The 26,613-nt window shown below is 58.6% G+C and carries 23 protein-coding genes; 4 read left to right on the plus strand and 19 right to left on the minus strand.

All coding sequences use genetic code 11. The features are described from left to right. Positions 1–107 precede the first annotated feature (107 nt). The 4 genes from cysS to WJU23_RS21210 all read right to left on the minus strand — a co-directional run bounded on the left by cysS (position 108) and on the right by WJU23_RS21210 (position 2,797). Positions 108–1,517 (minus strand): cysteine--tRNA ligase, encoded by a 1,410-nt coding sequence (gene cysS / locus WJU23_RS21195; RefSeq protein ID WP_346334628.1) that lies wholly within the window; start codon positions 1,515–1,517, stop codon positions 108–110. 103 nt (positions 1,518–1,620) lie between these two features. Further along, a complete protein-coding gene (locus tag WJU23_RS21200; RefSeq protein WP_346334629.1) occupies positions 1,621–1,944 on the minus strand; it encodes a KH domain-containing protein in 324 nt (107 codons plus the stop codon). Positions 1,945–1,998: 54 nt separating this feature from the next. Then, positions 1,999–2,253 carry a 30S ribosomal protein S16 gene (rpsP, locus tag WJU23_RS21205; protein ID WP_346334630.1) on the minus strand — a complete coding sequence of 85 codons (255 nt, stop codon included), beginning with the start codon at positions 2,251–2,253 and terminating at the stop codon, positions 1,999–2,001. 262 nt (positions 2,254–2,515) lie between these two features. Continuing rightward, the gene (locus WJU23_RS21210) at positions 2,516–2,797 is read right to left on the minus strand and encodes a hypothetical protein (protein ID WP_346334631.1); all 282 of its coding nucleotides are present in this window, start codon (positions 2,795–2,797) and stop codon (positions 2,516–2,518) included. Positions 2,798–2,905: 108 nt separating this feature from the next. Here WJU23_RS21210 and WJU23_RS21215 point away from each other — a divergent pair, with 108 nt between their 5' ends. Continuing rightward, a complete protein-coding gene (locus tag WJU23_RS21215) occupies positions 2,906–3,358 on the plus strand; it encodes an Rrf2 family transcriptional regulator (protein ID WP_346334632.1) in 453 nt (150 codons plus the stop codon). Here the strand turns inward: WJU23_RS21215 and WJU23_RS21220 are convergent. The 11 genes from WJU23_RS21220 to WJU23_RS21270 form a co-directional block, all read right to left on the minus strand. Further along, a complete protein-coding gene (locus WJU23_RS21220; protein ID WP_346334633.1) occupies positions 3,344–4,111 on the minus strand; it encodes a hypothetical protein in 768 nt (255 codons plus the stop codon). The genes WJU23_RS21215 and WJU23_RS21220 overlap by 15 nt on opposite strands. After that, positions 4,104–4,655, minus strand: coding sequence for an RNA polymerase sigma factor (locus WJU23_RS21225; RefSeq protein ID WP_346334634.1), 552 nt, complete (start codon positions 4,653–4,655; stop codon positions 4,104–4,106). The genes WJU23_RS21220 and WJU23_RS21225 overlap by 8 nt, the downstream gene beginning before the upstream one ends. A gap of 60 nt (positions 4,656–4,715) precedes the next feature. Beyond that, complete coding sequence (locus tag WJU23_RS21230; protein ID WP_346334635.1) at positions 4,716–4,889, minus strand: hypothetical protein; 174 nt, start codon at positions 4,887–4,889, stop codon at positions 4,716–4,718. A 98-nt stretch (positions 4,890–4,987) separates the two neighbouring features. Next, on the minus strand, positions 4,988–7,534 hold the full coding sequence (locus tag WJU23_RS21235) for a BatD family protein (RefSeq protein ID WP_346334636.1): 2,547 nt from the start codon (positions 7,532–7,534) through the stop codon (positions 4,988–4,990). Between the two features lie 24 nt (positions 7,535–7,558). After that, positions 7,559–9,481: a VWA domain-containing protein gene (locus WJU23_RS21240; protein ID WP_346334637.1), complete on the minus strand. Its 1,923-nt coding sequence runs from the start codon at positions 9,479–9,481 to the stop codon at positions 7,559–7,561. Between the two features lie 13 nt (positions 9,482–9,494). Then, positions 9,495–10,520, minus strand: coding sequence for a VWA domain-containing protein (locus WJU23_RS21245; protein WP_346334638.1), 1,026 nt, complete (start codon positions 10,518–10,520; stop codon positions 9,495–9,497). Next, complete coding sequence (locus tag WJU23_RS21250; protein WP_346334722.1) at positions 10,517–11,047, minus strand: DUF4381 family protein; 531 nt, start codon at positions 11,045–11,047, stop codon at positions 10,517–10,519. Before WJU23_RS21250 ends, WJU23_RS21245 begins: the two co-directional genes overlap by 4 nt. Then, the gene (locus WJU23_RS21255) at positions 11,047–11,955 is read right to left on the minus strand and encodes a DUF58 domain-containing protein (RefSeq protein WP_346334639.1); all 909 of its coding nucleotides are present in this window, start codon (positions 11,953–11,955) and stop codon (positions 11,047–11,049) included. The genes WJU23_RS21250 and WJU23_RS21255 overlap by 1 nt, the downstream gene beginning before the upstream one ends. A gap of 63 nt (positions 11,956–12,018) precedes the next feature. Beyond that, complete coding sequence (locus tag WJU23_RS21260) at positions 12,019–13,086, minus strand: MoxR family ATPase (protein WP_346334640.1); 1,068 nt, start codon at positions 13,084–13,086, stop codon at positions 12,019–12,021. A 125-nt stretch (positions 13,087–13,211) separates the two neighbouring features. After that, complete coding sequence (locus WJU23_RS21265) at positions 13,212–14,486, minus strand: MFS transporter (RefSeq protein WP_346334641.1); 1,275 nt, start codon at positions 14,484–14,486, stop codon at positions 13,212–13,214. An 80-nt stretch (positions 14,487–14,566) separates the two neighbouring features. Beyond that, complete coding sequence (locus WJU23_RS21270) at positions 14,567–16,447, minus strand: ABC transporter ATP-binding protein (RefSeq protein ID WP_346334642.1); 1,881 nt, start codon at positions 16,445–16,447, stop codon at positions 14,567–14,569. Between the two features lie 152 nt (positions 16,448–16,599). Between WJU23_RS21270 and araD the strand changes: the two genes are divergently transcribed. Then, positions 16,600–17,295 (plus strand): L-ribulose-5-phosphate 4-epimerase AraD, encoded by a 696-nt coding sequence (araD, locus tag WJU23_RS21275; protein ID WP_346334723.1) that lies wholly within the window; start codon positions 16,600–16,602, stop codon positions 17,293–17,295. Positions 17,296–17,328: 33 nt separating this feature from the next. Here araD and WJU23_RS21280 read toward each other — a convergent pair whose 3' ends face one another. Then, the gene (locus WJU23_RS21280; RefSeq protein WP_346334643.1) at positions 17,329–18,717 is read right to left on the minus strand and encodes a right-handed parallel beta-helix repeat-containing protein; all 1,389 of its coding nucleotides are present in this window, start codon (positions 18,715–18,717) and stop codon (positions 17,329–17,331) included. Positions 18,718–18,877: 160 nt separating this feature from the next. Between WJU23_RS21280 and WJU23_RS21285 the strand changes: the two genes are divergently transcribed. Next, positions 18,878–19,711 carry a TIGR00730 family Rossman fold protein gene (locus WJU23_RS21285; protein ID WP_346334644.1) on the plus strand — a complete coding sequence of 278 codons (834 nt, stop codon included), beginning with the start codon at positions 18,878–18,880 and terminating at the stop codon, positions 19,709–19,711. A 10-nt stretch (positions 19,712–19,721) separates the two neighbouring features. On the opposite strand, the gene WJU23_RS21290 is transcribed toward WJU23_RS21285, so the two are convergent. The 3 genes from WJU23_RS21290 to WJU23_RS21300 form a co-directional block, all read right to left on the minus strand. Further along, on the minus strand, positions 19,722–20,732 hold the full coding sequence (locus tag WJU23_RS21290; RefSeq protein ID WP_346334645.1) for a polyprenyl synthetase family protein: 1,011 nt from the start codon (positions 20,730–20,732) through the stop codon (positions 19,722–19,724). A gap of 172 nt (positions 20,733–20,904) precedes the next feature. Continuing rightward, complete coding sequence (locus WJU23_RS21295; protein ID WP_346334646.1) at positions 20,905–25,944, minus strand: autotransporter-associated beta strand repeat-containing protein; 5,040 nt, start codon at positions 25,942–25,944, stop codon at positions 20,905–20,907. A gap of 178 nt (positions 25,945–26,122) precedes the next feature. Beyond that, entirely contained in the window at positions 26,123–26,407 is a 285-nt protein-coding gene (locus tag WJU23_RS21300) for a hypothetical protein (RefSeq protein WP_346334647.1), read from the minus strand. Here WJU23_RS21300 and WJU23_RS21305 point away from each other — a divergent pair. Then, positions 26,406–26,573, plus strand: a complete 168-nt coding sequence (locus WJU23_RS21305; RefSeq protein ID WP_346334648.1) for a hypothetical protein — start codon at positions 26,406–26,408, stop codon at positions 26,571–26,573. The genes WJU23_RS21300 and WJU23_RS21305 overlap by 2 nt on opposite strands. Positions 26,574–26,613 lie beyond the last annotated feature (40 nt).

The following is a 26,613-nucleotide window of genomic DNA, read 5'->3' on the forward strand; positions in this document are numbered from 1 at the left end:
GACTCAAAGCACAGGCCAGCAGAAGTCACAGTAATTTTTAGCAGAGCCCTTCCTTTGGAATAAGTTTGTTATGGCAAGCTTGAATGCTTTAACGCGAACGTGTGGCCCTATTTGGGAAGGATCTGATAACCCTCTTTGCTGTCTTTGATGATCCAGCCGGCAGCTTCAAGCTCTTTGCGGAGGATGTCGGCGGCAGCCCAGTCTTTGGCCTGTTTGGCCTGCCAGCGTTTTTCGGCCAGAGCGGTGATGTCAGCGGGGACGTCGGTTTGGACTTCATCGCTGCTTGGGGGCAGTTGGAGGCCGAGGGCGCGGAGGAGGAAATGGAGGCCTTCCAGTGCGGCGACGGCTTCGTCCTTGGTCAAGGAAGCTGCTTTGGTGCGGTTGATGGTGGCAAAAATGTCTCCGAGCGCACCAGGAACGTTAAGGTCGTCGTTGAGGGTCTCCCAGGCGGGGGCGAAGGGGCCGGGTGCCGTGCCGGTAATGTCAGCGGAGATACTTGCGACTTCGCGGACAGCCTTGTCAAATTTGGCCAGCTTTTGGAGGGCCTGGCGGGCGGCATCCAGGGAATGAAGGGTGAAATTCAGCGGGGTGCGATAATGGCCGCTGATGAGGACGTAGCGGACCTCAGCCGGGGTATAACCACGGGCTTTGAGGTCTTCGAGAGTGTAGAGGTTGCCGAGGCTTTTGCTCATCTTCCCGCCGTCCACCATGAGGTGGGTGACGTGGAACCAATGGCGGGCAAATTTGCCGTGGGTGGCGCAGCAGCTCTGAGCGATTTCGTTTTCGTGATGTGGGAAGATGAGGTCCACGCCGCCGCCGTGAACGTCAAAGTCCTCGCCCAGGTATTCCAGGGACATGGCGCTGCATTCCAGGTGCCAGCCGGGGCGGCCTTCCCCCCAGGGGCTGGGCCAGTGGTTGGGGCCGTCTTCAGGCTTCTTGCCTTTCCAGAGGGCAAAGTCGGCCAGGGAGTCTTTGGTGTATTCGTCGCTGTCAGTAGCGTTGGCGGACGAAGAGGCTCCGAGTTTGAGCTCGCGGTCTTCCAGATGGGAAAGACGGCCATAGTCGGCAAAGGAGGCGACCTTGAAATAAACGCTGCCATCCGGGGTGGCGTAGGCATGACCACGATCCACCAGGGTCTGGATCATGCGGATCTGATGGGGAATGTGGGCGACCGCGCTGGGCTCCACATGCGGAGGCAGCAGGTTAAGGGCGGCACAGTCGGTGTGGAATTTCTCAGTCCAGAGGCGGGTGAAATCGGTTAAGGACTGGCCGGCCTTCTGGGAATCGCGGATGGTTTTGTCATCCACATCGGTAAGGTTACGGACATGCAAGGTGGCGAGGCCACCCTGCTCGATGACACGGCGGAAGACATCCTGTGCGACGAAGGTGCGAAAATTGCCGATGTGAGCGGGACCGTAAACGGTGGGTCCGCAGCAGTAAAAGCGCAGGGTTTTGCCATCCAGAGGGGCGATGGAACGCAGCGAGCGTGAAAGGGTATCGTGAAGGATCAGCGGCATGAAAAGGGAGCGCGTGGGATACGATGTGACGGCGCGGTCTGCAACCCGTCAGTGAACCGGAGAAGACGGGTTTCCCGGCGTCCGGACCGAGATAGCAGCTGATTCAACAATCAGCGGCAGCAGCCTCTTCCCGCTGCTGTTCCTGCTCCGGTGTCTCATCGTCGTCCAGATCCCGGGCGGCACCGATCTTGAGGCTGACACGAATACCATGTTTTTCTGCAGCCGTGGAAAGGAGGGAGCGGATGGAGCTGGCGGTCATGCCGTTTTTACCCAGGACGTGCTTGACGTCCTCCTGCGCGAGCTGGACCCGGAACACCAAAACGCCATTGGCGTTGTGGCCAATGGCGATGGAAGCTTGCTGGGGGTGGTCAATCAAATTGGCCACCACATAGGTCAGGAATTCGCGAAGGGCTTCGGGGGCGTCCATGACAGCAATTAACAGTTTCCGTCAGCCCGAGCAACAACGGAAAAGGAGAAGGGCTCAATTACTAGCCTGTGCCTTGACCTGGCGCTTGATGAGGCTGCGGACAGTCTCAGAAGGCTGGGCACCCTTGGAAATCCAGGAGTTCACCTTTTCGATGTCAATGTTGGTGTTTTCACCCTTCTTCTGGGGGTCATAGGTACCCAGGATTTCGATGAAGCGACCATCGCGCTTGAAGCGCTGGTCGGCGGCGACGACGCGATAAAACAGACGGCCTTTGGAGCCTTCTTGACGGAGACGGATTGCTACTGCCATGAGATCAAATATAAATTTCGGACTTTCGGGGAGGCGGAGGTTGCGGGAGAAACCATGAAAATCAACTTCTATTTTCAAATTTCTAACGATTTACACTCATCCAATGGCAAATACCGCCATTCATCGGATGATGGTTTTAACACCTGTGTTAAAGAATTAATCTTAGCACAGGAATCGGGATCGGCATTGAATCATTTCGACACCGATAAAAAAGCGGCCTCTTTTCAGAGACCGCTTTCGAAAACCAATGCTCAAGCCTTGATTATTTGCCGCTGGTATAGGGCTGGCCAACAGGAGCATAGACTTCCTGATGAACGTGGACATGGGGCTTGTTTTTGCGCGGGAAGATCGGCTGGCGTGCCGTGCCGACGAAGTGCTGCTGCCAGGTGTAATCGTACTGGCGCTCTTCCCCTGCCATCCGGTAACCCGCGCCCGGAGTGCGGTAGCGTTTGTAAAACATTTCATTCACACTGCCCACCATGTAAGGCTTTGTGGAGCAGGAGGAAAGAACGGCGAGGGAGATGAGGGATAAAATCCATTTCATAGGAGCAAGGTGAGTTTGGCCAGAAATACTGTGCAATGTCAAAAAAAATTTCGTAAATGCTGCCTTTGGCGGTTGCCTGAAAATCAAAGCCCTCCTAACGCATGGGCCATGAAGCTCTCCAAAAAAGCCGAATATGCCATGAGGGCACTGCTGGCGATGGCAAGATCGCCAGAGACATCCACCTTTTCGATCCAGGACATTGCCACCCGTGAACACATCCCGCTAAAGTTTCTGGAGCAGATTTTGGTGGTGCTTAAAAATGGGGGACTTCTGCGCAGCAAAAGAGGGGTGGGAGGCGGATATCAGTTTCAGAAGACACCGCTGCGGATCAGCCTTGGGGAGATCATCCAGCTTATTGACGGGCCGTTTGAACCCCTGGCCTGCACTTCCCTGGCAGACCAGCCCGGCGGCAAATGCGAGTGCGGGATCACCGGAGGCTGCGGTCTGGGCCAGGTCTTTGGCGGACTGCGGGACGATGTGAACGGATGGCTGACCCGGACGACACTGGCAGATGTGCTGGAGCGCGAGAAAGTGCGCCAGCCGATGTCATTTGATATCTGAGGTGGCGACGAGGAATTCGTCCAGATTGGTCTCTGGCGAGTCGCCCATCATGACATAAACATACTTGCTGCAGGACCAGGAGGCCACGGGGTACCCCTCGACACGTACCACTTTTTGAGGAGAGAGGTCGTCGGGAAGATCACGTAGCGTTTCCCGCAAGACGACAAACAAATGCGCTTCCTGATCAGCACGGCCAAAGCAGATCATGGCCACTTTTTGGCCGCGCCAATCCACCACGCGGCAGCCGAAGGGACGTGCCTCCTTGGTGCAAGGACGCACGACATAAGGCTTGGGTGCACCCTGACTGCCAAGCCAGGCGCTAACGTTGGCGATTTCACCAGTGACATGATCCAGGCCGAAGCCCTTGTCTTTCATGCCGTCAAAGATGTCCACGATCTCTGTCTCAAACTGGGCGAGAGTGGGGTCGGCCTTCTGAGGCTGATAAATGGTGAAGAGCAGACCGGAGAGCATGAGCGCCGCAGCGGCCGCCAGCCAGGGGAGGCGCTGCCAGCGCGGCAGAGCCGAATTCAGTTTGGCTGCTGCGAGAATTTCCGAACGGAGATTCTCCGGCACGGGCACCTCAGCCAGACACTTGCACATGGCGCGGTCAAAATCCTGCTCTTGCGCAAACCATTCCATGCTGGCGGGGCGATGGGGCAGGTTTTCCATGGCCTCGCGAAGCAGCGGGTCGTCATTGTCCTGGCCGTTGGGACGGCAGGCGCTCAGGCGGAGATGAAGTTCGGCGTCATCCATGGCGGCTGGTTTGAGGGGGTTCGAAAGGAATCACTTTGGGGGTGGCGGCAGAGGGGGCCGGTTCAGCGGTATCGGAAAGTTTTTGGCGTAACTGAGCTTTTCCGCGAGAGAGGCGGGACATGACGGTGCCGATGGGGACCTCCAGAATACCGGCTATTTCCTGATAACTGTGCTGCTGAAGATAAAAGAGCGTGAGCGGCGCACGGTAGGTTTCATCCAGCTGGTTCAGTGCCTCCAGGGCGGACTGTGAATCCATGTCCTCTGCGGTCCTGTCCTGGACGGGAGGCAGTTCGGGCTCGGCATCTCCAAGCTCGACATGAGGAAAGCGGACGGAGCGGCGGTTGCTGGTTAGAAACTCACGATAAAGGGTGGTGAAGAGCCAGGTCTTGGCCTTGCTCCGGTCCCGAAGCTGGAAGCCGCGGGTGGCCCAGCGCAAAAAAGTCTGCTGGGTGAGGTCGGCCGCATCCGCCTCACGCTGGGCAAGGCTCAGCGCGAAGCGGTAAAGCCCCTGGTAATGCTCCTGCACAAGATGCTCGAACTCCATGGGTCTTAAACGGCTGCCAGTTGAAAAAGGGACGGGCCAGTCTGGACCAGCCAGACATGACTACATTTTCTTTTTACCGGCGTCGCAGGACTCGCACTTGCTGCCGTCTGCGGGCTTCTTGCTGCAGCAGGCTGCCTTGTCATCGCAGCAGGCGGACTTGGTTTTGCAGCAGGTGGCGCAACTGGACAGACCGAGGCTGAAAGCGACGAGGGAGAGGAGGAGGATGGATTTCATAGGTGCAGGGGTAGGTTGGTTTGAGGAAGCCCACGGGAAGGAGCTCTGAGAATGGGACGCTGATGCGTCCACATTATTCCACAATGGATCAAAAATGATCACGGAACAAGCTGCGCATCCCAAATCCAAAGTGGGGTGATGGCGGCGCTCTCCACCCAGCCGCGTAAATTTTCAGGGCGGTTGGGGATTTCGACATAATTCCAGGCTCCGCGTTTCTCCAGAATGCGCACCTGCGAACCGGCTGGAAGATCCATCACCGTCCCAGATGTGACCGTGGCGGCGGTATAGGCACTGAGTTCAGGAACGGTGACAACGGAGATGTCCCGGACGCGGTCTGGCCCTAATGGGCGAATGGAGGCCAAAGCGGAAGCGGGCAAAGCGATCAGAAGGCCAATGACAGAGACGGTGAGTGCCCATGGAAGGCTACGACGCCCGGCCAAAAGACGCCAGGCGAGGGGCAGAAGAAACAGCCAGAAACCGATGGTGGCCAGGATGACCCATTCATTCAGCGACAGCCACAGGCTCCACTGGCTGAGAGGGGATTCCGCCTGAAAGGAGACAAAACGGAGCTTTTCGTATAGATGGCGGAGGTTTTGCCGGAGTTCTGGAGACCGGGGATCAAACAGCCGGGCGCGCTCATACCAGAGGACGGCACGGCCAAAATCCTCCTGCCGGTAACGGGCGTGACCGATGATTTGAAAGACTTCTGAACTGAGCTGCGGAGGATCCTTTTTGGTGAGGGATTCCGCATGATACTGGGCCCGGGCGAAGTTGCCCTTTTCCAGTTCGGCAAGGGCCTCCTGATACACGGCATCCGGGGAGGGTGCCTGGGCATGAAGACTGCCGGAAATCATGAAGGCGATGAGGATCAAAGGGGTTACTTTGGCCAGAGCCCGGCTGAAGAGACCGCCCAGGGTATGGGTGATCTGGCGGCGCTCTTCTGGAGTGACGGGCGCTGCCGCGAATGCAGTGAAATTGGAGGACTGATAACGGTCCAGGATGGATTTCAGCTCGGGTTCCAGCACTGTATCCCCGGATTTGGCGGTATGGATAAACTGAGCAGCACGGCGGAGGAACTCGGCATCGGCCAGCGCGCGCTCATCCAAAGCACTCCAGGCGGCGCGAAGCTCACCTGCACGCCCGGCCATGCGAGCCCGACGGCGTCGCCCTAAAACGGCAAGGAAACTGGCCAGCAGAAGGAGTCCCGCAGGGATGGCCTGGACTGTCCAATAGGTCGTGCTGCGCAGCAGCAGAGTGCCGGTGGGAGGCAGCCAGCGCGGGGTGGCAGGAGGATTGACAATGATGTCAGTGATTTCTGGCTGGGGATCAGGAACCAGCGGCGGCGGGACACTTTCCCCCACGCTGCCAGGAGTGACCTCGCTGGTGGAGACGGCAGGGGCAGGCTTCATGTCCAGGGGAATGGCCTCGGTCCGGAGGGTGACGTACTGCTTTTTGCTGCTGCTGAAGAAATTGATTTCAAAAGGCGGCAGGGTGTCGTGGACAGCCTCAGGAATGAAAACCTGGGAATAACCAATTTTACGGTCCAGGGTCGGCACCTGGCTCTGATCAAGCTGGCCTTCAATGCTGTAACGCTTGGCAGGATAGGATTTCCATCCGCTGGGGGCCGTAAGCGCGGGAGGGGTGAGCGCATCGAAATTGCCAATGCCTTCCACGACCATTTCCACCGCAACGGGATCTCCCACAGTCAATTCGGTGGGACTGGCGCTGGCGCTAAGGACAAAGTCTCCGACGGCACCGCTGAAGTTTTCCGGCCTGCCTTCTTCAGGAAGAGGGAGGACTTTCAGTGTGACCGGCTGGCTTTTGACCACCAGCTTGCGGGGTTCAGAGGCGACACCAAAGAAACCCTGAGGGAAACCGGGCGGGAACATGTTCTGCCGGGGATTGCCTTCTACGGGCACCTCAACAAGAATCTCCATAGTGGCAGGGCCAACCTTGAGGTCGCCGGTGCGAAGGGAGGAAAGCGTGCTGCGGAAGGTGAGCACGGTGTAGCCCACATCTCCAATGACAGTGGTGGTCTGGTCGCTCTGCTGAGGAAAGCGGGCGATGGCAAAGTCACTCTTTTCGATTTCGATGAGACCCAGACGGCGGAGGGACGTCTGACGGGGGATGTAAAGGGTGCAGTTCAGGGGCATCACCTCCCCCTGGTAGATTTCCTTTTTACCGAGTTCGAGCTGGAGGATGGGCTTGTTGGTATCGTCCGCATCTGCCAAGGCATCCTGGCCGGCACCGCCCTGGCCGACAGTGAGCTTGACCTCATTTGTCGCCACCATCTGGCCATTGACCTTGATGTTCTGAGCGGGGATGATGAAGTCTCCAGGCTCGCTCGCCATTAGACCCCAGGAGAGGCGGATGGAAGAGGTCTGGCGACCATTGGTGATGCTGAACTGCTGCGAGGTGGATACATTGGTGGTCTGCTGGATCTGGAGGGGAAGGCGGAGCTCTGAAAGACGCTCCACACTGCCGTCCTGAACGGTAATGACATAGGTGACAACCTGGTTGGGCCGTGCCTGGTCCGGCTGCACATAGGCGCGGACGGTAGCGGCCTGCGCCACACTGACGATGCCAAGCCAGAAGACAGCCAGAAGCCCGAGGGTGAAGGCCGTGTGGCGGTTCATTTTTGTCATGGGTCCCATCATTTTTGTATCCAGTTACCAGTCCTTCCCGTTGGCCGCCGGGTCGCGCGGGCGCAGGATCTGCGCTTTCTTTTGATCATCGGCATAAGTGCGGAGGAAAGACCTGGCCTCGTTGCGGCTGAAGCCGGTGGCCTCGTTGGCTTCATCACCAGCGTCCTCGGCCTGCTGGCCTTCCTGGTCCTGAGGTTCGCCTTTGTTGGCAGCCTGAAGATCGCCTTCGGGCAGTTCCTCCTCTTTCTTTTCGCCATCCTGTTTGCCCAGGCTTTCCTTGCGGCTGCGGTCCTTGTCATTTTTGCCTTTGCCGTCCTGCTCGCCATCGCCGTCCCCTTCCTCACCTTCTTCGCCTTCGCCCTTCTGGCCTTTTTTCTTGTCACCCTTTTCGCCTTTGTCGCCCTTTTGCTCCTGCTGATCCATCTGCTTCTGGAGTTCATCCAGGCGCTTTTTCACGAACTCGCGGTTCTCCCGCAGATTGTCATTGGCGGGATCCAGCTTGATGGCAGCGTCGAAATGCTTGACGGAATCCCGCCAGGTTTTGAGGGTGAATTTGGGCTGCTTGGCCAGGGACCGGTCGCCCTGGTCATAGAGGCTGTGGGCGATGCCCTGGTGCGCCTGTTTTTGTACCGGACGCTCCTCTGATTCCAAAGCCTGGCTGAAGGCACCAACGGCACGGTCATAATCGGCAATCTGATGTGCGGCGAAGCCCATGGCCTGCGCATACCGGTGGCGAAGGTGTTCCGGTGGATTTTCTTTGATCAGCCGGTTGAACAGATCAGCGGCCAGCTTGTGATTGCCATTTTTCAGCGCGTCCTCCGCCTCCTGGGGCTGAACCTGGTTGCGATTAAAAATGGAAGCCCAAACGGAGCGGGCGGCGGCCGGTTCAGCACGAACTGTACTTTCGCCCGCGCCCAGACAAAGCAGGGCGAGCGCCGGGGCCAGCCGGCTGCGGGCGGGAGAGGAGCGGAGGGACCAGGCAATCATAAGTAACAATACACCCATAGACAACGGCCACTGAAAACGTTCGACCGGTTTGACAAGTTGCCGGGCTTCGTTGGTCTGGGCCTGAAGGGCCGAGAGCAGGTCCCGCACCACGGTGACGGCCAATGGCTGGGAGCCCAGCTTCAGATACCGGCCTCGTGTGGCGGTGGCGATCTCCTGAAGGACGTTGCCTTGGAGCGTGGTTTTGACAACATTGCCAGCGCGATCCCGGACGTAGTCACCAACGCGGTCAGGATCCGGGTCAGGAATCAGGGAACCTGTTTCCGTACCGACGCCGACGGTGAGAACAAGGACGTTCTTTTTGGCCGCCTGCTGCGCGTATTCTTTGATCTGGGCGTCAGGCTCCCCCCCGTCGCTGAAGAGGATGAGGCCATGGTTGCGGGCTGGATTTTTTTCGAAGGTTTCCATGGCCAGCTTCAAGGCCTTGCCGATGTCGCTGCCGCCACGTGGAACGGAGGTGAAATCCAGGGACTGAATGGCCTCGATAATGGCCTCATGATCGGTGGTCAGTGGAGCCTGCAGATAAGCATTGCCGGCAAAGGCGATGAGGCCGACACGGTCGGTTTTCAGGGAAGCAAGTACGTCCTGAGCTGCCAGCCGGGCACGGGTGATGCGGTCCGGGGAGACATCGTTCGCAAGCATGGAACGGGAGGTGTCCATGGCGATGATGACATTGCGGCCAGACTCGATCTGAATGATCTTGTCCTCACCCCAGCGAGGCTGGGCCATGGCGAAGATAAAGCAGGCCAGGGCGATGAGTTGAAGGGCAAAGATGAGGTTAGCCCGCCAGGTGGAGATACCGACGATCAGATCACGGCGGAGGCGGGGGGCTGTCATCGCACCGACGATCTTGCCGGCCCGAAAGGACGCCCATGACCGCAGCCCGGCGAGGAGTGGCAGGGCAAGCAGAAAATAGAGCAGGGCTGGATGGGCGAAGGTCATGCCGGAAATGGTCTCAAGTGGCGACCGCCATGGGTGCGGAATTTAACAACGTGAGCCTCAGGAAAAGAGCCAGGCCCAAAAGAGCGGCAGCCAGGGCGGCGGGGTAGAAGAAAAGTTCCTCGGTTTCGACAATGCTGCGGCGTTTGATTTCAGTTTTTTCCAGGCGGTCGATGGTTTCGAAGATGTCCTCCAGAGCTGAAAGATCTTGGGCCATGTAAAAATTGCCGCTGCCGATGCGGGCGACTTCCTGGAGGGTGCCTTCGTCAAACTCCTGCCTGCCGCTGGTGATGACGCGGCCGTTTGGCAGGGGAATCATGTGAACGCCGGGGGTGCCGATGGCGATGGTGTAGATCTTTTGGCCCAAGGTGGCTGCGAGGCGGGCGGCATCCTGGGGGCTGAGCTTGCCACTGTTGTTGGCCCCGTCCGTCAGGAGGATGATGACCTTGCTGGGGACGGTTTCCTTGTCCAAACGGCGGGCGGCGGCGGCAAGGCCGGAACCGATGGCAGTCCCGTCTTCCATAACCCCGGTCTGGATGCGGTCGAGGTTGGACTCCAGCCATTCGTGATCGAGCGTCAGGGGGCAGGGCTGATAAGGAGCCCCGGCAAAGGCGACGATGCCGACACGGTCGCTGGTCCTGCCACGAATGAAGTCACGCATGACCCGTTTGGCAGCGGTGAGGCGGTTCACCGGGGAGCCACCGATGTAAAAGTCCTCAATGAGCATGGAAAGGGATACGTCCACGGTGAGGCAGATGGCGATGCCTTCGGTCTTGTCCTCATCATGGGAGATGACCTTTTGCGGCCTGGCCAACGCAATGACGGCCGAGGCGAGGCTGAGAAGGACCAGCCCAAAGGTGAGGCCGCCACGGGTGGACTTGGCCTTGAAGCCAAGATCGCGAAGGATGAAGGAGGTGGGGAAAGTGACCGCAGGTGCGCGGCCGATGCGGCCACGCCACCACATCATCAGCGGCAGCGCCAGCAGGGCAAAGAGCCACTCTGGACGGGCAAAGATGATGTCTGGAAGCAAGGGGATGTTCATGGCCGGTCCTCCTCAAGATAAGTAATGGCACGGGCGAGCAGCTCTGCGGCCTCGTCCGTAGAAGCAGGAACCGGGGCGAACGAAAGGCCATCCCAGAGGTCCGCGAGGGGGGCGTATTTGTGCAGGCGGGAGGAGGTGGAGGGAATGGTGTCTCCATGAAAGATCTCCTGCGTGGTGCGGAAGGGGGCGGGGATCTTGTAACGGACCAGGAAATACTGGCGGAGGATCTCCGAAATCTGGCCCGCAGTCTGGCCGGGGGGCTGAAAACGGGCCAAGGGGGAAAGCTCGCGAAGGGCGGTCATGGCAGTGACCCAGGGCCGTTTGGGCGGTATGGCCTCTGGTGGGCGGGGGCGCAGCAGCAGCCACAGGACAAGCGCCAGCATGGCAACCAGCAGGAGGCCGCAGACGATAAAAATCCAAACGGGAATGGGTGCAGGGGGAATGAAGACCTCCGGCAGCGCGGGATGGGGGAGCGGCTGCAACGGGGGCCCCTCGGGCGCCGCCTGGGCTAACAAGAAGTTTAACATCACCGTTTCCTCCTTCTTCTTGAGCGGAAATAGGCCTTCATGGCCGGGGCGTAGTCATCATCCAGACGCACGTCTATACGTTCCACGCCGTTTTTGCGCAGCATACGCGTCAGGGCATCCTGCCGGTCTCCCATGGCCTGGGCGTATTTTCGGCGGACTTCAGGATGGGATGTATTGACGATGAACTGCTCCCCGGTTTCCGGGTCTTCCATGCAGATGCGGCCAGCATCCGGGAGGATCCATTCCCGGGGGTCGCTGATGTGGGCGGCGACGACATCGTGCTTGGCAGCGACGGAACGGAGGCTGGCTTCCCAGACGCTGTCCGGCGTCAGAAAATCCGAGACGAGGACCACGAGAGCGCGGTGGGCGATGCGCTCCAGGGCGGTATCCAGAGCGGGGGTGAGATTGGTTTTGCGGCTCTTGGGCCGGATGGTGAGGATATCCCGGAGGATGCGGAGTGCGTGGGCGCTGCCTTTGCGGGCGGGCAGATAATGCTCCACGCGGTCACTGACGAGGATGAGGCCGACTTTGTCCTGATTTTGCACGGCGCTGAAGGCAAAAACGGCAGCGACTTCGGCCGCGCGCTCGCGTTTGCTGTCCTCCTGGCTGCCGTAATCACCCGATCCGCTGACATCCACGACGAGCATGACGGTGAGCTCGCGCTCCTCGATGTATTTGCGCACAAAAGGCTCGTCCATGCGGGCGGTGACGTTCCAGTCCAGAAAGCGGACGTCATCGCCGGCCTGGTACTCACGGAAGTCATCGAACTCAATCCCCTGCCCTTTAAAGCGGGAATGGTATTGGCCACCCAGGGTCTCCTTGACCATGCCACGGGTGATCAGCTCGATACGCCGCACCCGTTTCAGGATGCGCGTGAGCTGTTCGTCGTTGTCAGGGGTGTCAAGCATGGGTCAAGGCAGCCGCAAAGCGGCTTCGAGTGAGATTCAAATCGGACCGCAGATTTCGATTCCTTACGGCACTGGAAGCTTGTCCAGAAGCTGACGGACAACGTCTTCACTGCTGACGCCTTCGGCCTCCGCTTCGTAAGAGAGCAGGATACGGTGGCGGAGGATGTCCGGCCCGAGGTCCTTGATGTCCTGCGGGGTGACGTAGTTGCGCCCGGCCAGGAAGGCATGGGCCTTGGCGGCGAGGGCGAGATTGATGGTACCACGCGGGGAGGCTCCGCAACGGATGAGAAGCTTCAGGTGCGGGGCATAGGCATCCGGAGTGCGGGTGGCCTGGATGATGGAGACGATATAATCACGGATTTTTTCATCCATGTAGATGGCATTCACGAGACCGCGACTGGCCACGATGTCTTCGGTTTTGGTGATCTGGTTCACCTCCAGCTTGGGGGCGCTGGTGGCCATGGCATCAAGCACCTGGCGTTCTTCGGCTGGAGTTGGATAGTCCACCCGGACCTTGAAGAGGAAACGGTCAAGCTGGGCTTCGGGGAGGGTGTAGGTGCCTTCCTGGTCAATGGGGTTCTGAGTGGCCAGCACCATGAAGGGGTCCGGCAACTTGTAGGTGTTGTCACCGATGGTGACCTGCCGCTCCTGCATGGCCTCCAGCAGGGCGCTCTGGACCTTGGCGGGGGCGCGGTTGATTTCATCCGCCAGGACGAGATTGGCAAAAATGGGACCCAGACGGGGCGTGAAGGTGCCTTCACGCGGGTGATAGACCATGGTGCCGATGACATCCGCAGGGAGGAGGTCGGGGGTGAACTGGATGCGCTTGAACTCGGCATGAAGGGCGCTGGAAAGTGTCCGGACGGCAAGGGTTTTCGCGAGGCCGGGCACGCCTTCGAGAAGCACATGGCCATTGGTGAGCAGAGCCACCAGCAGACGGTCTACAAGAGCCGACTGGCCGACAAGAACACGGGCGATCTCGGCACGCAGCGGTTTGACCCAGGTGGATGCCTTTTCAATGGCGGCAGCATCTGGCACTGAGGGGGCAGATGCGGAAGTGGGCAATGGGTTCTTGTTCAGGGAAATCGGACCGGCTTCAGGCGGGGGCGGTGGGGCGACAGAATCAGACATGCGTGGGGAAAGCTCAATGGTGGCAGGGGGAGAGTCAAGGCAGGACCTCCATGTTCAAAACGACACCGGCGGGCCTTTTTGCCGCAAAAGTTTCCATATCTCTCGATCTGGAGACGAACAGGCAGTCATCTGACGGCTTGTTTTTCCTCAGGCAGCAATAGCGCTATCGCGGCGGCAGGGATGAAAAGGAGACCCGCGTAGTAGAGTGCCAGGCGGTAGTCCCCCACTGGCACATAAAGCTTGAACATCACCGTGCCTGCGGCGGCGACAATGCGACCGATGTTGTAGCAGAAGCCAGCCCCGGTGGTGCGCAGGAGCGTGGGGAAGAGCGGCGGCAGGCACATGGTGAAGAGACCAAAAACACCCTGGCAGAGACCGATTATGGCATACCAGTTCAGCATCTGATCATGCGTCCAAGTCTGTGAAAAGGCGGCGAGCATGGTGATGCCATAGGCCAGCAGCATGAGGGTAATGGCCTTTCGATAACCCATGAGTTTGGCGAGGGCGCCGGCAAGGTAGTTGCCAATGATGGACCCGATCATGATGTACATGAGGGCGACGACGACGGCGTGGGTCTGTTCGGGCGCCGTGAGGTTTCGGACCTCTGGCATGGCACGAATGAGACTCTGCTGCCAGAACATGAAAGCCCAGTGGGCGGTAAGGGAGACGGCGCAGATGATGAGTACACGCCAGGTGACACCTGAGACGGCAGGTCCAAAAAGCTCGCGGATGCGCGGTGGGACGCTTGTCTTTTTTGCCTCCTGCCACTCTTCTGTCTCAGGCACGGCCTTGCGTATCCAGAGGGTGAGCAAGGCGGGCAGGATGCCGACAAGGAAGATGGTGCGGTGGCTTTCATCATCCTTTAGCAGCCAGCCGGCCAGACAGGCGAGGAGGACGCCCAGATTGACGGCGGTTTGCAGGGTGGCGGCGATCCATGGCCGCCATTTTTTAGGCCAGGTTTCCGAAAGCAGGGAGGCACCCACTGCCCACTCGCCGCCGATTCCCAGGGCCGAAAGAAAACGGCAGATCAGCAGATGCCACCACTCAGTACAGAAATACGACAGACCAGTAAAACCTGCATAAAACAGGATGGTAAGAACCAGGGTGCGGCTGCGGCCGATGCGGTCTCCGATCCAGCCAAAGACGCCACCCCCCAAAGCCCAGCCGACGAGGAACGCCGCCTGGATGATGGAGGCCTTGGTATCCACCTCTCCAGGAGAGGCAGCGATGCCATCACTCATCAGTAGGATGGCCACGAAGGGTGTGGCCACCAGGGTATAGATGTGCATGTCCAGGCCGTCGAACAGCCAGCCAAGCCAGGCGGCGAGGCCGGACTTTTTCTGGTGGGAGGAAAGGTCCCGCAGGCGGGTAATCTCAGGAGAAGCGGCAGGTTGAGTCATGCGAGGGCGCGAGCTTTTAACATTTGCGCGGATCTGGCAAGCCCATACCGAAAACGGTTAAATTTGCGGCTCAGCAGAAACTACTCATTAAACTGCAAGGAATAGAGCTTTTGGTAGAGATCGCTGTTCCTCAAAAGCTCATCATGCGTGCCCATGTCGGCGACGCTGCCATCCTTCATGACGATGATCTGGTCCGCCTCCATGATGGTGGACAGGCGGTGGGCGATGGCGATGACAGTTTTCCCCTCCGAAAGGACGTGGATGGCCTCCTGGATGATCTTTTCCGTCTCGGTATCCAGGGCGCTGGTGGCCTCATCCAGGAGGAGGATGGGAGCATTGCGCAGGATGGCGCGGGCGATGGAAAGACGTTGCTTTTGCCCGCCAGAAAGGTTGCAGCCGGAGTCTCCAACGATGGCATTGTAGCCCCCCTGCACCTGCTGGATGAATTCGTGGGCATGAGCCTTTTTGGCGGCGGCGATGATTTCCTCCTCCGTGGCATCCAGGCGGCCATAGCGGATGTTTTCGCGGATGGTATCGTGGAACAGGAAAGTGTCCTGGCTGACGAGTCCAATGTTCGTGCGCACGCTGTCCTGGGTGACGGTGCGGATATCCGTTCCATCCATCAGAACCCGGCCGGTTTCGGGATCATAGAAGCGCAGGAGAAGGGAGAATAGCGTGCTCTTCCCTGCCCCGCTGGGGCCGACGAGGGCGTAAAAACGGCCTGGGGCAAGATCCAAATTCACATGATTAATGGCGGCACGGTCCAGCTTCCTGCCATCCAGATCGCTGTAGGCAAAGGAGATATTTTCAAATGTGACACCACCTTTGATGCGCGGAAGATCTGGTGCCCCGGGAGCATCCTGAATGTCCGCCGGGCGCTCAAGCAAATGCACCACCTTGTTCACGGCATAGACGGTCTTCTGCATGAGCAGGTTCACCTTGCTCAACTCCTTGGCAGGCGGGTAGATTTTGGTCAGGGCCATGACCAGGATGATGAGGTCGCTGGCAGGCCGCTGCTGCACCCAAAAATAGACCAGGCCTGCAGCGATCCCGATGGAGGCAACGGCCTCGACGATGGGGCCGATAAGCTCCGTCGCCTGTGTCCAACGCATCATGTTCCGGCACATGGTGGCATTGGCCCGGTCAAACCTCTCCACCTCATATTCCTCCCGCGCATAACCTTTCACAAGGCGTATGCCCGTGAAGGATTCATGCATGGTGGTCATCATCTTGCCCACCGATTTTTCCTCTCCTGAGCCTGATTTCCGCACCTTCCGGCCGATGGCGATGATGGGGGCGAGGCAGAGGGGAAAGACCACCAGGGACATCAGCGTAAAAAACCAGTCTTTGGAGAACAGAACAAAGAGGATCACAATGATTGTCAGCGGACGGTTGGTCAGCAGTTGCACAAGCTGAACCGCATTCGTCTGTGCCACGCGCGACTGGTTAAAGACAGTCTGCATGAGCTCGCCCGCTTTGGTGTGGCTGAAAAACGCCGGAGACTGGCGAAGCACGCTGCGGAAGACATCACTGCGGATGTGGAAGAGCATTTTAGTGCCCACCCAGGCCAGGCAATACTTGTTCAGATATTCTAAAAAACCGTTCAGAAACATCAGCACAGGAATGCAGGCACAGGCCGCGATAACGCCCGCAAGCCCCACTGGCGTGTCAGGGGCCATGCCAAACATTTCAGCGAGGTTGATCTCCCCAAAAACCGGCAGATCCAAGGGTTTTCCCAGCGTTTTGGCCCCGCCATCCAGCACGAGTTGGAAAATAAGCGAAACACCGATGATGAGCACGCCATTGAACGACGCGGCGACGATTCCGATAAGCACCCCCAGGACAAACCTGCCCATCCACGGTTTCAGATACTGAAGGATGCGCCCATAAGGCATCTTTAACTGGGCGATCTCAGCATCGGTCATCTGAGACGGGTTTTTCAACAGGGGAGCTGCGGCCATGTGGGTGGGATAAATGTCCCGGGCAATGCCTTCGGGACGGGATGCCTAGCACGGGAGAATGAAAGCGTCGAGATGAAGTTCACGCTTGCAAAAGCCGGATTGTCCCGGTTGAAAAACCAGCGCGTGTGGCCGAAGCCTGCCCACCAACCATGATGCTGCCTGAATTGCGTAACCAAATTTGTGAAGCCAACCGGGCGCTGGAACCCAGCGGCCTCGTCCGCCTGACCTGGGGCAATGTCTCAGGCATAGACCGGGCTTCGGGCCTTTGGGGCATCAAGCCCAGCGGGGTGGACTATGGAGCGCTGACCCCGGAGGACATCGTCCTCATGGATCTGGAGGGGAACATTGTGGAAGGGAAGCTGCGCCCTTCCTCCGACACAAAAACGCATCTGCATTTATACCGGGAGTTTTCAGAGATTGGCGGCATCACCCATACCCACAGCTTGTACGCCACGGTCTTTTCCCAGGCGGGGAGGGAACTGCCCTGCTTTGGGACTACGCATGCGGATCACTTTTATGGCACAGTGCCCATTGTCCGGGCGCTGAACCAGGATGAAGTGGATGAGGATTATGAACACTTCACCGGCGTGGCCATTGTGGAGCGGCTGCGGGAGCTGAGGCTGAATCCGCTGGAGATGCCGGCGGTGCTTCAGCGGCATCATGCGCCCTTCACCTTTGGCAAAAATGCGATGGATTCCGTCAAGAACAGCATCGCACTGGAGATGTGTGCGCAAATGGCTCTAAGCTCCCTGACACTGAATCCAGACCTGGCTTCCATCCCGGAGCATATCCTGGACAAGCACCACCTGCGCAAGCATGGGCCGGGGGCGTATTACGGGCAGAAGTGACAAGCATTAGCCAAGTGTTCCTCCTTGTTTCTCTCACTTCACCTGCTTGCCATTGCTGAGCAGGTTGGCACCGATCTGGTTGTCATTGCCGCCGATGATGAGGAGGGAGGGCTCTTTTGATGTGGCCTCTTCGGCACGGTCATCGCGGATGAGGTTATCGCTAACAATGCTCTGCTCCACACCCTCCAGACGCAGACCAGAACCGTCGCTGTCCAGGATGCTGTTGTTGGAAATCATGAGACGGCGGCCACCGACAATATCCACCGCGGCACGCTGGCGGACCACGCCACCGACAATGTTGCCGATGAAGGAGCTGTCGGTGCAGTTTTTGATAAGGATGCCGTTGTTTTCAGCATTATTGAATCCGTTGACCCGGTAACGAGGATTGCGGTCAAAGTTGTTGCTGCTGACAATGAGGTGCTCGCAGTTCTCAGCTACCAGGTCATGCTCAAAGCCTTCCCAGAAAGTGTTGCCGGTGATGACGACGCCGCGCGATTCTTTGACCTCAATGTTGACCTTGACGTCGCTGAAGACGTTGGCGCTGATGGTGACATTGCCTTCACGGGTGTGAGGACGGCCGAGGCGACCGGTCAGGTTGGGATCCGTGCCAGCGCCGAGAATGCGGATGTTGGCGGAGCCCTCTGCCTTGCTGGAATGCTGGATGGTGCAGCCGGTGATGGCCACCTCGCCAATAGAACCGCCATCGGAGTTTAGCTCAATGTTGGCGGAGGGGGGTGAATCGGCGTGGTGGTTGCTCTCGATGTCGCAGGTGCCGATGTGCAGGTTGCGCACGTTGCCGCCGCGTGAGACCACTCCCCCGCCCCGATTGTAGCTGATATGGCTGCCGATGATGTTAGTCTGGTGCAGGTTCACATTGTCCAGAAAGACACCGATGCCCATGTTGTCATAGAGGTGGCAGTCGCTGATAAGGACGTTGCGGTTGCGAGGGGTGAGATGGATCGCGTGACGGCATTTGCTGATGATGATGCGGTGAATAGTAATCTGCATGGCACCACCGGATTCGATGCCGTCCGCTTCAGGATGGGCACCAAAAATTTCAAATCCGCTGAGCATGGGGGTGCGCTCCTGATCCCAAATGCCTGGCTTCAATGTCGTAGGAGCCGCCGAACCTTCATGGTGTCCGATGATCCTGAAAGCAGGCCCGGCACCTGTCATGATGAAACGTGCAGTGCCATCCCCTGACAGGCTGGCGAGCCCTGTTTTAGAGAGATCCACGGTGACGGTCTTCGTGAGCCTGTAAGTGCCCTTGGGAAAGAGAAGGCTGCCCTTTTCATCCACAGCTTTTTGGATGGCAGCCGTGTCATCGACCTCTCCGTCACCAATGACGCCGAGAGACATGACATTGGTCTGGGCCAGGACACAGGTGACCGAAAAAGCGAGCAGCAGCAGAGGGCGTAACATTTTAACATAACGCCGGTCGCCGGAGAAAATCACATTCTCTGTGCTACTGAAGGATGGTTTTGTGTGCGCCGGACAAGCGCTCCCGACATCTTTTATGAAGGGAGAGACCGGATATTTTAAATGATTTAGGGTACAATGGAGTCAAAGGATTATGCCAACCATGCCAACTCCCACCATTCAAGACAAAGAAGGCCGCTCAAGCCATTCTGCCCCTGTCCCGCATCCACCGGCACAACCGCCCAGCGAAAAGCAAATTCAGCAGGCTTTCTGCCACAAGCTGGAAGACCGTGCGTTGCTTCAAGGGCCTAACCGCCGGTTGAGCGAGCTGAAGCGTCTGTTCACAATTATGGCGGATTTTCTGCGCGGTTTTCGCGGACTGCACTTCGTGGGCCCTTGCATCACGGTGTTTGGCTCTGCCAGATTTACAGAGGAGCATCCGCACTATCAAAAGGCGCGTGAAATGGGTGCGGCCATCGTAAAAGCAGGCTTTACCGTCATGACGGGTGGCGGCCCTGGCATCATGGAGGCGGCCAACCGCGGTGCCAAGGATGTGGGCGGGCGCAGCGTGGGCTGCAACATTGAGCTGCCCTTTGAGCAAAGCCACAATCCGTATCTGGACCGCTGGGTGACGATGAAGTATTTCTTTGTCCGCAAGGTGCTGCTGATGAAATACAGCTACGGTTTTGTGATCATGCCCGGCGGCTTCGGTACGCTGGATGAAGCGTTTGAAGCACTGACGCTGATCCAGACCAAAAAGGTGCGCAATTTTCCCATGGTATTCATGGGCACGGAGTTCTGGACCGAACTGCGGGCCATGATTGACAGCATGGTCGCCAAAGGCACCATCAGCCCGGAGGACCTGGATCTGATCTGCTGGACGGATGACGTGGGTGAAGCCATGCACCACCTGGAGGACCGCGCGGTGAAGCAGTTCGGCCTGACCTGCGAGGTGCCGCCTGCATCCAGCAACTGGCTGTGGGAGAAAGGGCTTTGAAGCCAGACGGTCAGGCTGAGGCGCGACAGTTGTCCAGCAAGGCGTGCAGGTAGTCAGCGATTTCTTCAAAGGCCCTTTTATAGTCTGAATCCGCCAGGCAGATGAGTTCTGCCCGCGCGTCGTTGAGCATGTCCTGGGCAAAGCTGACGGCCCGCTCAATCGCGCCTTCGTAGTCGGCAATGCCGGCCAGGATAGAGGTGTCCATGGGCTCGCCTTTGAGCAGCATTTTATTGAGCTTCTGCTTCTGGGCATCGGTGGCATCCATCAGCAAATACAGAATGGGCAGGGTGAGCTTGCCTTTGATGAGATCAGTACGGAGGGTCTTGCCGACTTTCTTTTCATCGCCGACCAGGTCCAGGCAGTCGTCATAGATCTGATAGACGGTGCCCAGCTTCATGCCGTAATTATAGAGGGCATGCTCCACCTGCTCGGATACGCCGTTGAGGCGGGCACCGAGTCCGGCGGCGGCGGCGAAGAGGGCGGCGGTCTTCATCTCGATCATGCGCAGGTAGTCTGGCACGGAGAGATTGAGGTCGAACCGGCGCTGGGTTTGCAGGATCTCGCCGCTGCAGACGTCGCGGGAGGCTTTGGCAATGCTGCGGCAGACTTTGGCGTCTTCAAACTCCGTGGCCAGTTCCAGGGCGTAGGCGAAGATGGCATCCCCAAGCAGGACACTGAGGGCGCTGCCCCACTTGGCCGCTGCGGTGGGCAGGCCACGTCGGGTGGCGGCTCCATCCATGATGTCATCGTGGACCAGGGAGGCAATGTGGACCATCTCCAAAATGACGGAAAGACGGGTGTGGTCAGCGGTTTTTCCACCGGTGGCTCCGCCAGCCATGAGAGCCAGTGCGGGGCGGATGCGCTTGCCCGCGGCCTGGCAGACGTAACTGACATAACCTTCCACTGCGGGATCAAAGGCACGGGACTGATCTCGAATGGCTTTTTCGACGATCTCGAGATCGGCACGAACAAGTTCGAACGGGAAGACAGGTGCGGAGGCGCTGGCGGGAATATTTTTCATGAACGGGGCGTGGCAGGCAGCGCCGGAGATCCAAAAAGGACCCTTACTACGTGGCGCACCGCCTTTCCTCAGTCAATTACGACCTGCACAGAATCTGCGGATGAACTTTCAAAAATGTTATTCTCGATGAAAGTTACGAAGAACTGAAACTGCGGCGAACCGACTGGAAAATTCAGGCATTCTCCTTCCTGCTGCGGCCCCTGCGCACCAAGCAAAACAGTGTTCCCACAAGGACTAAGAAACAGCGCGACGGCTCGGGCACCAGGGAAATGCTGAGCACCCCGCTAGTGAAGAGGCTGGAGGTATCCCACATCAGATCGGCAGGCAGTGACGGCAGTTCATAGTTGCTGATGCTGCCTGTAACAGGACCTGAAAGGCCTGCCCAGTCAAAGAGCTGCCACTGGTCATTCACTGCCCAGGTGGTCATGCCTGTGGAATTGGAAACTCGCAGCGTCACATTGGAACCGAATTCGACGGCACCTTGCAGCACAGCCCGGTCTGCCGATGTGAGTGAGGCCGAGTTGTCGCCTGCCCCTGCTCCGGATATGAGATCCAAGAGCAAAACGGAGTCCGCTGTGAATGAAAGCATGCCTGCGCCGGAGGTGATGATGGTGAGACTGCTGGCAGTGGGTATCACACCGGGGTAATCCAGGCCGATCTGCAGGCGCCCGCCGACGGTAATGCTGCGGTCTGCCGCCAGCTCAATGCGCCCGCTGCCGCCAAAGGTGGTGCCGGGCAGCAGAGTCACCGGGCCGGCACCAGTGGCTGAGCCAGTGAGGTTGCTGACCAGGAGGGTGCCTTCAGAGACCGTGGTGCCACCGCTGTAGGTGCTGGCTCCGGCGAGGGTCCAGGCACCAGGACCCGTTTTTTCCAAAACAGTGGGGGCCGCACCATTGTCACCAATGCCAACGATCTGGCTGTCACCAGCATGGGTGCCTGAAAGGCGGAATGTGCGGGAAGCGGTGACATTGGTGCCGGTGGAGGTGAACGGTGTGGTGAACTTGAGGGAGCCGGTGCCGTTGTTCTCAAGAACCGTGGTGATGGACACGACCGAGGCTACGGAATTGGCAATGTTCAGCGGGCGGTCAGTGGTGGAAACCTCATTGCCTACATACCGCAGCACTGCCAGGATATTAGGGATGGAGCTGCTTCCGCCGCTGCCCATTTCGATGACCCCATCGGCATTGCCAGTGCCCAAGGAACTGGCCAGCCCCTGGTCAGCCAGCACAGATACTTCCACTGTGGCATTGCGGATCTGGGTGCGTCCGCCATAAGTATTGGCTGGTCCCAAAGGAAGAAACATGACGGTTGGCAAACCAGGGGGTGTGGTGGTGGTAACATCGTAAACCGACAGGGCCAGGTTGTTCTCGTTGACGCCAGGACCGCCGAGAAAGCCTGTGCGGAAGTTGTTGTTGGTCGTGGGATTGTCCACGGTCAGCAAAGAGATGACGGATGCCCCGCCAACGATGCGGTTGTCCATGCCAGTGCCGACGACCTGGAGCCAGTCCATGGTGGCGTTGAAGGCAGTTGATTCATGGCCCAGCACGATCTTGCCGCTATTGCTGCCGGAACCGAGGATAAACTCTGTGCTGCCGCTGATGGAACCAGACTGGAAATGCAGGATGCCCTCCTGAACACGGGTGCTGCCGCTGTAACCATTGGCCCCAGTGAGCACCAGCGTACCTGGGCCTGATTTGATCAAGGCAGTGGACTGTCCCGAGGTGGCCTGGTTGCGGATGGAAGAAGAAATGATCAAGGGGGCAGCCGTGTTGTTCTGGATGATGGGCAGGTCATTTCCAGAAGCAGCTGGGTGGGCCTGAAGCTGAAACACGGAGATCGTCTGCACATGGGGCCCCACCGTGCTGGAGACAAGGATGCCGGACAGGTTTAACAAGGTGTTTGCACTCTGGGTGATGAGCGTCGCCTGTGGCTGGGCGAACCGAAGCGTGGTAATGGCGGTGTTTCCCGACAGGGTGGTGGTCGTCTCTCCAAGGGTGATGTCAGCATTCCCGGAAAGGGAGTTCGCATCAGACGGTGTGTAGCCGCCGGATGGGAGCATGGAAAGGGGAACGATCTGGCGCACGCCGCCCGCGAGCTCCGCCGTGCCGAGCCACTCATCCCCAGCCACCGGATTCAGCGACCACATAAAGGGTATGCCGACGGTGTTGGTGATGAGAGCATTGTCCGCACCGCCAGTGGTGGTGACACTCCCGGCGGCGGGGAGGGTGATGCCGAGGGCACCGCCGGTGCTGCGGGTCAGGGCACCAAAGGCTATGCTTACTCCGGCGGCCCCGTTCTGCGCAACTGTCATGTAACCGGTCCCCGTGACCGTTGTTGCGCCAAAGGTCTGGCCGTTGCTGGCACCGCTCTTGCCGGTGATGAGCATGCGGGTACCGTTGATCGTTAAGGTGCCGGGGGCAGTGACGCCATGGTGAAGGATGTTTTCCGCCGGGCTGAGCGGCGCACTGAAGTCCAGATGCACGTTGCCTCCCGACAGGGTGGTGATGGTATTGGTCACTGGCGCGGCCAGGGTAAGGGTGCCATTGCCTTCTTTGAGAATGGTGTAAGCCCCCGTGCTCGTGCGGGTGAGGGCTCCCCGTATGGCGATGTCCCCTGCCCCGCCGAGTGCGAGAGTGCGGGAACTCGAACTGACGTGAGCGATGGAACTGGCGCCAGCAGGCTGAAAGGTCAACAGGCCGGTGTCGGAGTGGATCCGGGTGGTGGTGGCATTCAAGGTCACCAGGCCGGTGAGGGTATTGTCGCCGCTGATGTTGCGGATGCCCCCGGTATTGGCCACGCCAGTGCTCACGAGGGAAACAGCTTCGGCCGCAAGTGTGATCCCGCCGCTGAGTTCAAGAGCGGAGTTGGCATTGATTGTGGTCCCTCCCGCTGTGGTGCCCAAGGCATTGGCATGAGAGATATGCACCACTCCACCGCTGATGGTAAATGCACTGGTGAAAGTGTTGTCGCCCGCCAGGGTCAGGGTACCGGTGCCGGTCTTGGTCATCACACCTGAGGAAGTTGCAATGCGCCCGTCAACCGTCACATGGCCGGGGCCGGTGATCCCCAGGGCAAAGGTGCCCGTGATAGCATTGGCCGTGGCCGAGGCAGACTTGATCGTCAAAGTGCCGGACTCGGAAAAGATGTTGGTTGGAGAAAGGAGGGTGACAAGCCCCGTCGTCGTATTATCTCCGCTCACATTCCGGAGCCTGCCTTCTGAAAGCGTACCCGCAACGCCCAGACCAGAAAGCGTCACCGGGCGGCTGAAGGTGATGCCTCCGGCAAAACGCAGGGCTCCGTCTTCAAGAACATTCACCGTACCTGCGGTGCCCAGGGCGGTTCCATTGCGCAGTTCCAGCGCCCCGCTGGCAAGGATCGCCCCGCCGGTTTGTGTGCCGGATGCGGTGAGCACGGTGATGGAATCCGCCGTGCCGTTGACAAGAACATTCACCGCACCGCCGCCAGCATTGTTGATGATGCCGGAATGAATGGTTAAAAGAGAAGTGGAAGAGTTGTTGGTCAGAATGAGCTGGCTGGCACCTGCCGCAGCGCCGCCTGCTGAGAGGTAGCTGGTGACGCCGGCCTCCCCAATGGTGAGGCTCTTTGAGTTGGAGGTGATTTGCACACCGCCGTTCATACCGAGCCGGAGCGTATTGCCATCCCCAACATGAAAGGCGCGGTCAAGAACCGTATCGCTCATGCTCACTGTGGCCAGATAGGCAAGCGGGTCCGTTTGCACCACATGACCGGTGGAACTGCCGTCTATGGCCAGATGGCTGGTCACATCGCTCGCAGGAGAAACGCCGGTGACATGAGGAGTGGAACCGCTAAATCCCGTGAGCACACCACCTGAAAGCTGGGCCCAGCTCTGCACGCCGCCACCCGATTTAAAGGTGGCCCATGGGCCAAGCACCGCATCTGCCATGCTGCTGGTGATCTGCCCCTGGGCAGGTGCGTTAAAAGCGATCATGCCGTTGGCGACGCGGCTGATGTTTCCGAGGCTCAGATTCATCGTGCCGCCATCACCGGAGACCATGGTGACGACAGAGCGTGTCTGACGGGCGGTCACATCCCCCATAGCTTGAGAGTTGATGGCTCCGGCCTTGCCATTCAGCACCAGGGAGGTGCTACCAATGTTGCTGCCAAGGAGCTCCAGCCCCCCAGGGGTGGCCACCCCATTGTAGAGGATGTTATCCTGCGGTGCGCCGGTCGCGGCAAAGTCAAGAATGGTAATACCACCTGCATTGGAGGAGCTGGTGCGTCCCAAAGTAGTTTTGCCAGTATAAGTATTGGCAGCCGCCAGGGTGAGTGTGCCATTGTTTTTCGTCAGTGCAAAGCGGTGCAAGCCAGAGCCGGGGACGGACTCCGTGATGGGTGCATTGATGAGCATGCCGGTATTGCTGGAGTGCATGTAGATGCCCGCATCTCCGGCCAGCGTAAGTCCGCCGGAAAGGATGACATCACTGGCCGTCACCCGGATGGCGGAGTAGCTGCTGGTGTAGCCGGTGGCAGTAATCGGGACGCTGTAATTGCCCGCAGCAGACAGGACAAGGTTGCCATTGTTAAGTACGGTCAGCCGGTCCAGTCCAGAAAAGGCATCCGCCGAATAGAAAGCGGCATAGATATAGGCTCCGATGGTCAGATTGCCCGTGAGATCGGGATTGGACACCGTGCGGATGTTCATGAACTGCGTATCTGTCCCTGAGCTTTTTTGAATGGTCAGATTGTTCCCTTTAAAGACCAGGGTGTTGCGAAATTCAATAAAGTTGGAGGAACCGCCAGAGGCAAAGTTCTCCACCTGGATGAGACCGTTGTCACCAAAATCAATGACGGTGCCCGCAGCGGCCCCTTCCAGCACATACTGAAAGCCTGCCGCAGGTGCTGCTGTACCCAGGGACAGAAAGCTAATGCCTTTTAACTGAACATTCTGCGCAAGCGTGACGACGCTGGGATTGACCGACGGTGTGGTGCCAAACTGGGCGGTCACCAGTGGTGAATTGCTCCAAAGCACATTTTGACTCTCCGCGTTCATCCACAAATTGGAAGAGGTGTTCCAGGCACCGGAGCCGTTCTGAAGTCCTGCCTGCAGCGGTTTGGCATCCCAGGTCAGTATCTGGGCTTTCAGGGAGGTGGTGCCAGAAATGAAAATGCAGACTGCCGATAAGAACAGGAAGGCAGTCTCGTAAAAAACAGAGCGAAAAGGAGATTTCATGGAAAGAACCCTTCCCGGTCAGCAACAGGCAGTGGACTTCCATCGGCATTTACAGCCGCTTTTCATCTTAAAGACCAGCAACGGGGGGATATGTTTATGCTAAGCATTGCTCATGCCATGCGGCACGGGCACCCGCGTAAGCGACACATTAGTACAATAAATGGTCCGCCGGAAATCATCACTCCAAGCTTAACAAGCGCTGTGATTCCTCCAGCAGAAAACCGGTGTCTGAAAACGGTTCCCAACTGACATCCCACCAGCGCAGCCTTCCCTGGGCATCCACCAGAACAGCAGCGTGCAGCGGCTCCTCTTCAAAGTCATCGTAGGCGCGGAAGCTCTTGAACATCTCCAACCCCGGATTGCAATAAATAGGAAAGGCAGGCAGTTGCCCGGTTTTCATCTGCTCCATGCAGTGGCTGCAGGTGCTGCCAAGGTAAAAGAGGCTGGATGTATCCCATACCATGCCACCACTGGTCATTCACTGCCCTGGTGGTCATGCTGTGGGGGAGGAAGCAGACGCAGCAAGGCGGGAGGAAGCGCCCGCAGCCGTCCACCGGGGAGGCGTGCGGAACACGCCGGGCCGCGGGACAGGCCGCGCCAAACCCCACGGTCGTGAAGGAGCTCTGTGAGCCTGCATACAGAGAACACGATAACGACCTCATCTCGCTG

Origin of the sequence: Prosthecobacter sp. SYSU 5D2 (assembly GCF_039655865.1) — a bacterium.
In the GTDB taxonomy this organism is placed as follows: domain Bacteria; phylum Verrucomicrobiota; class Verrucomicrobiia; order Verrucomicrobiales; family Verrucomicrobiaceae; genus Prosthecobacter.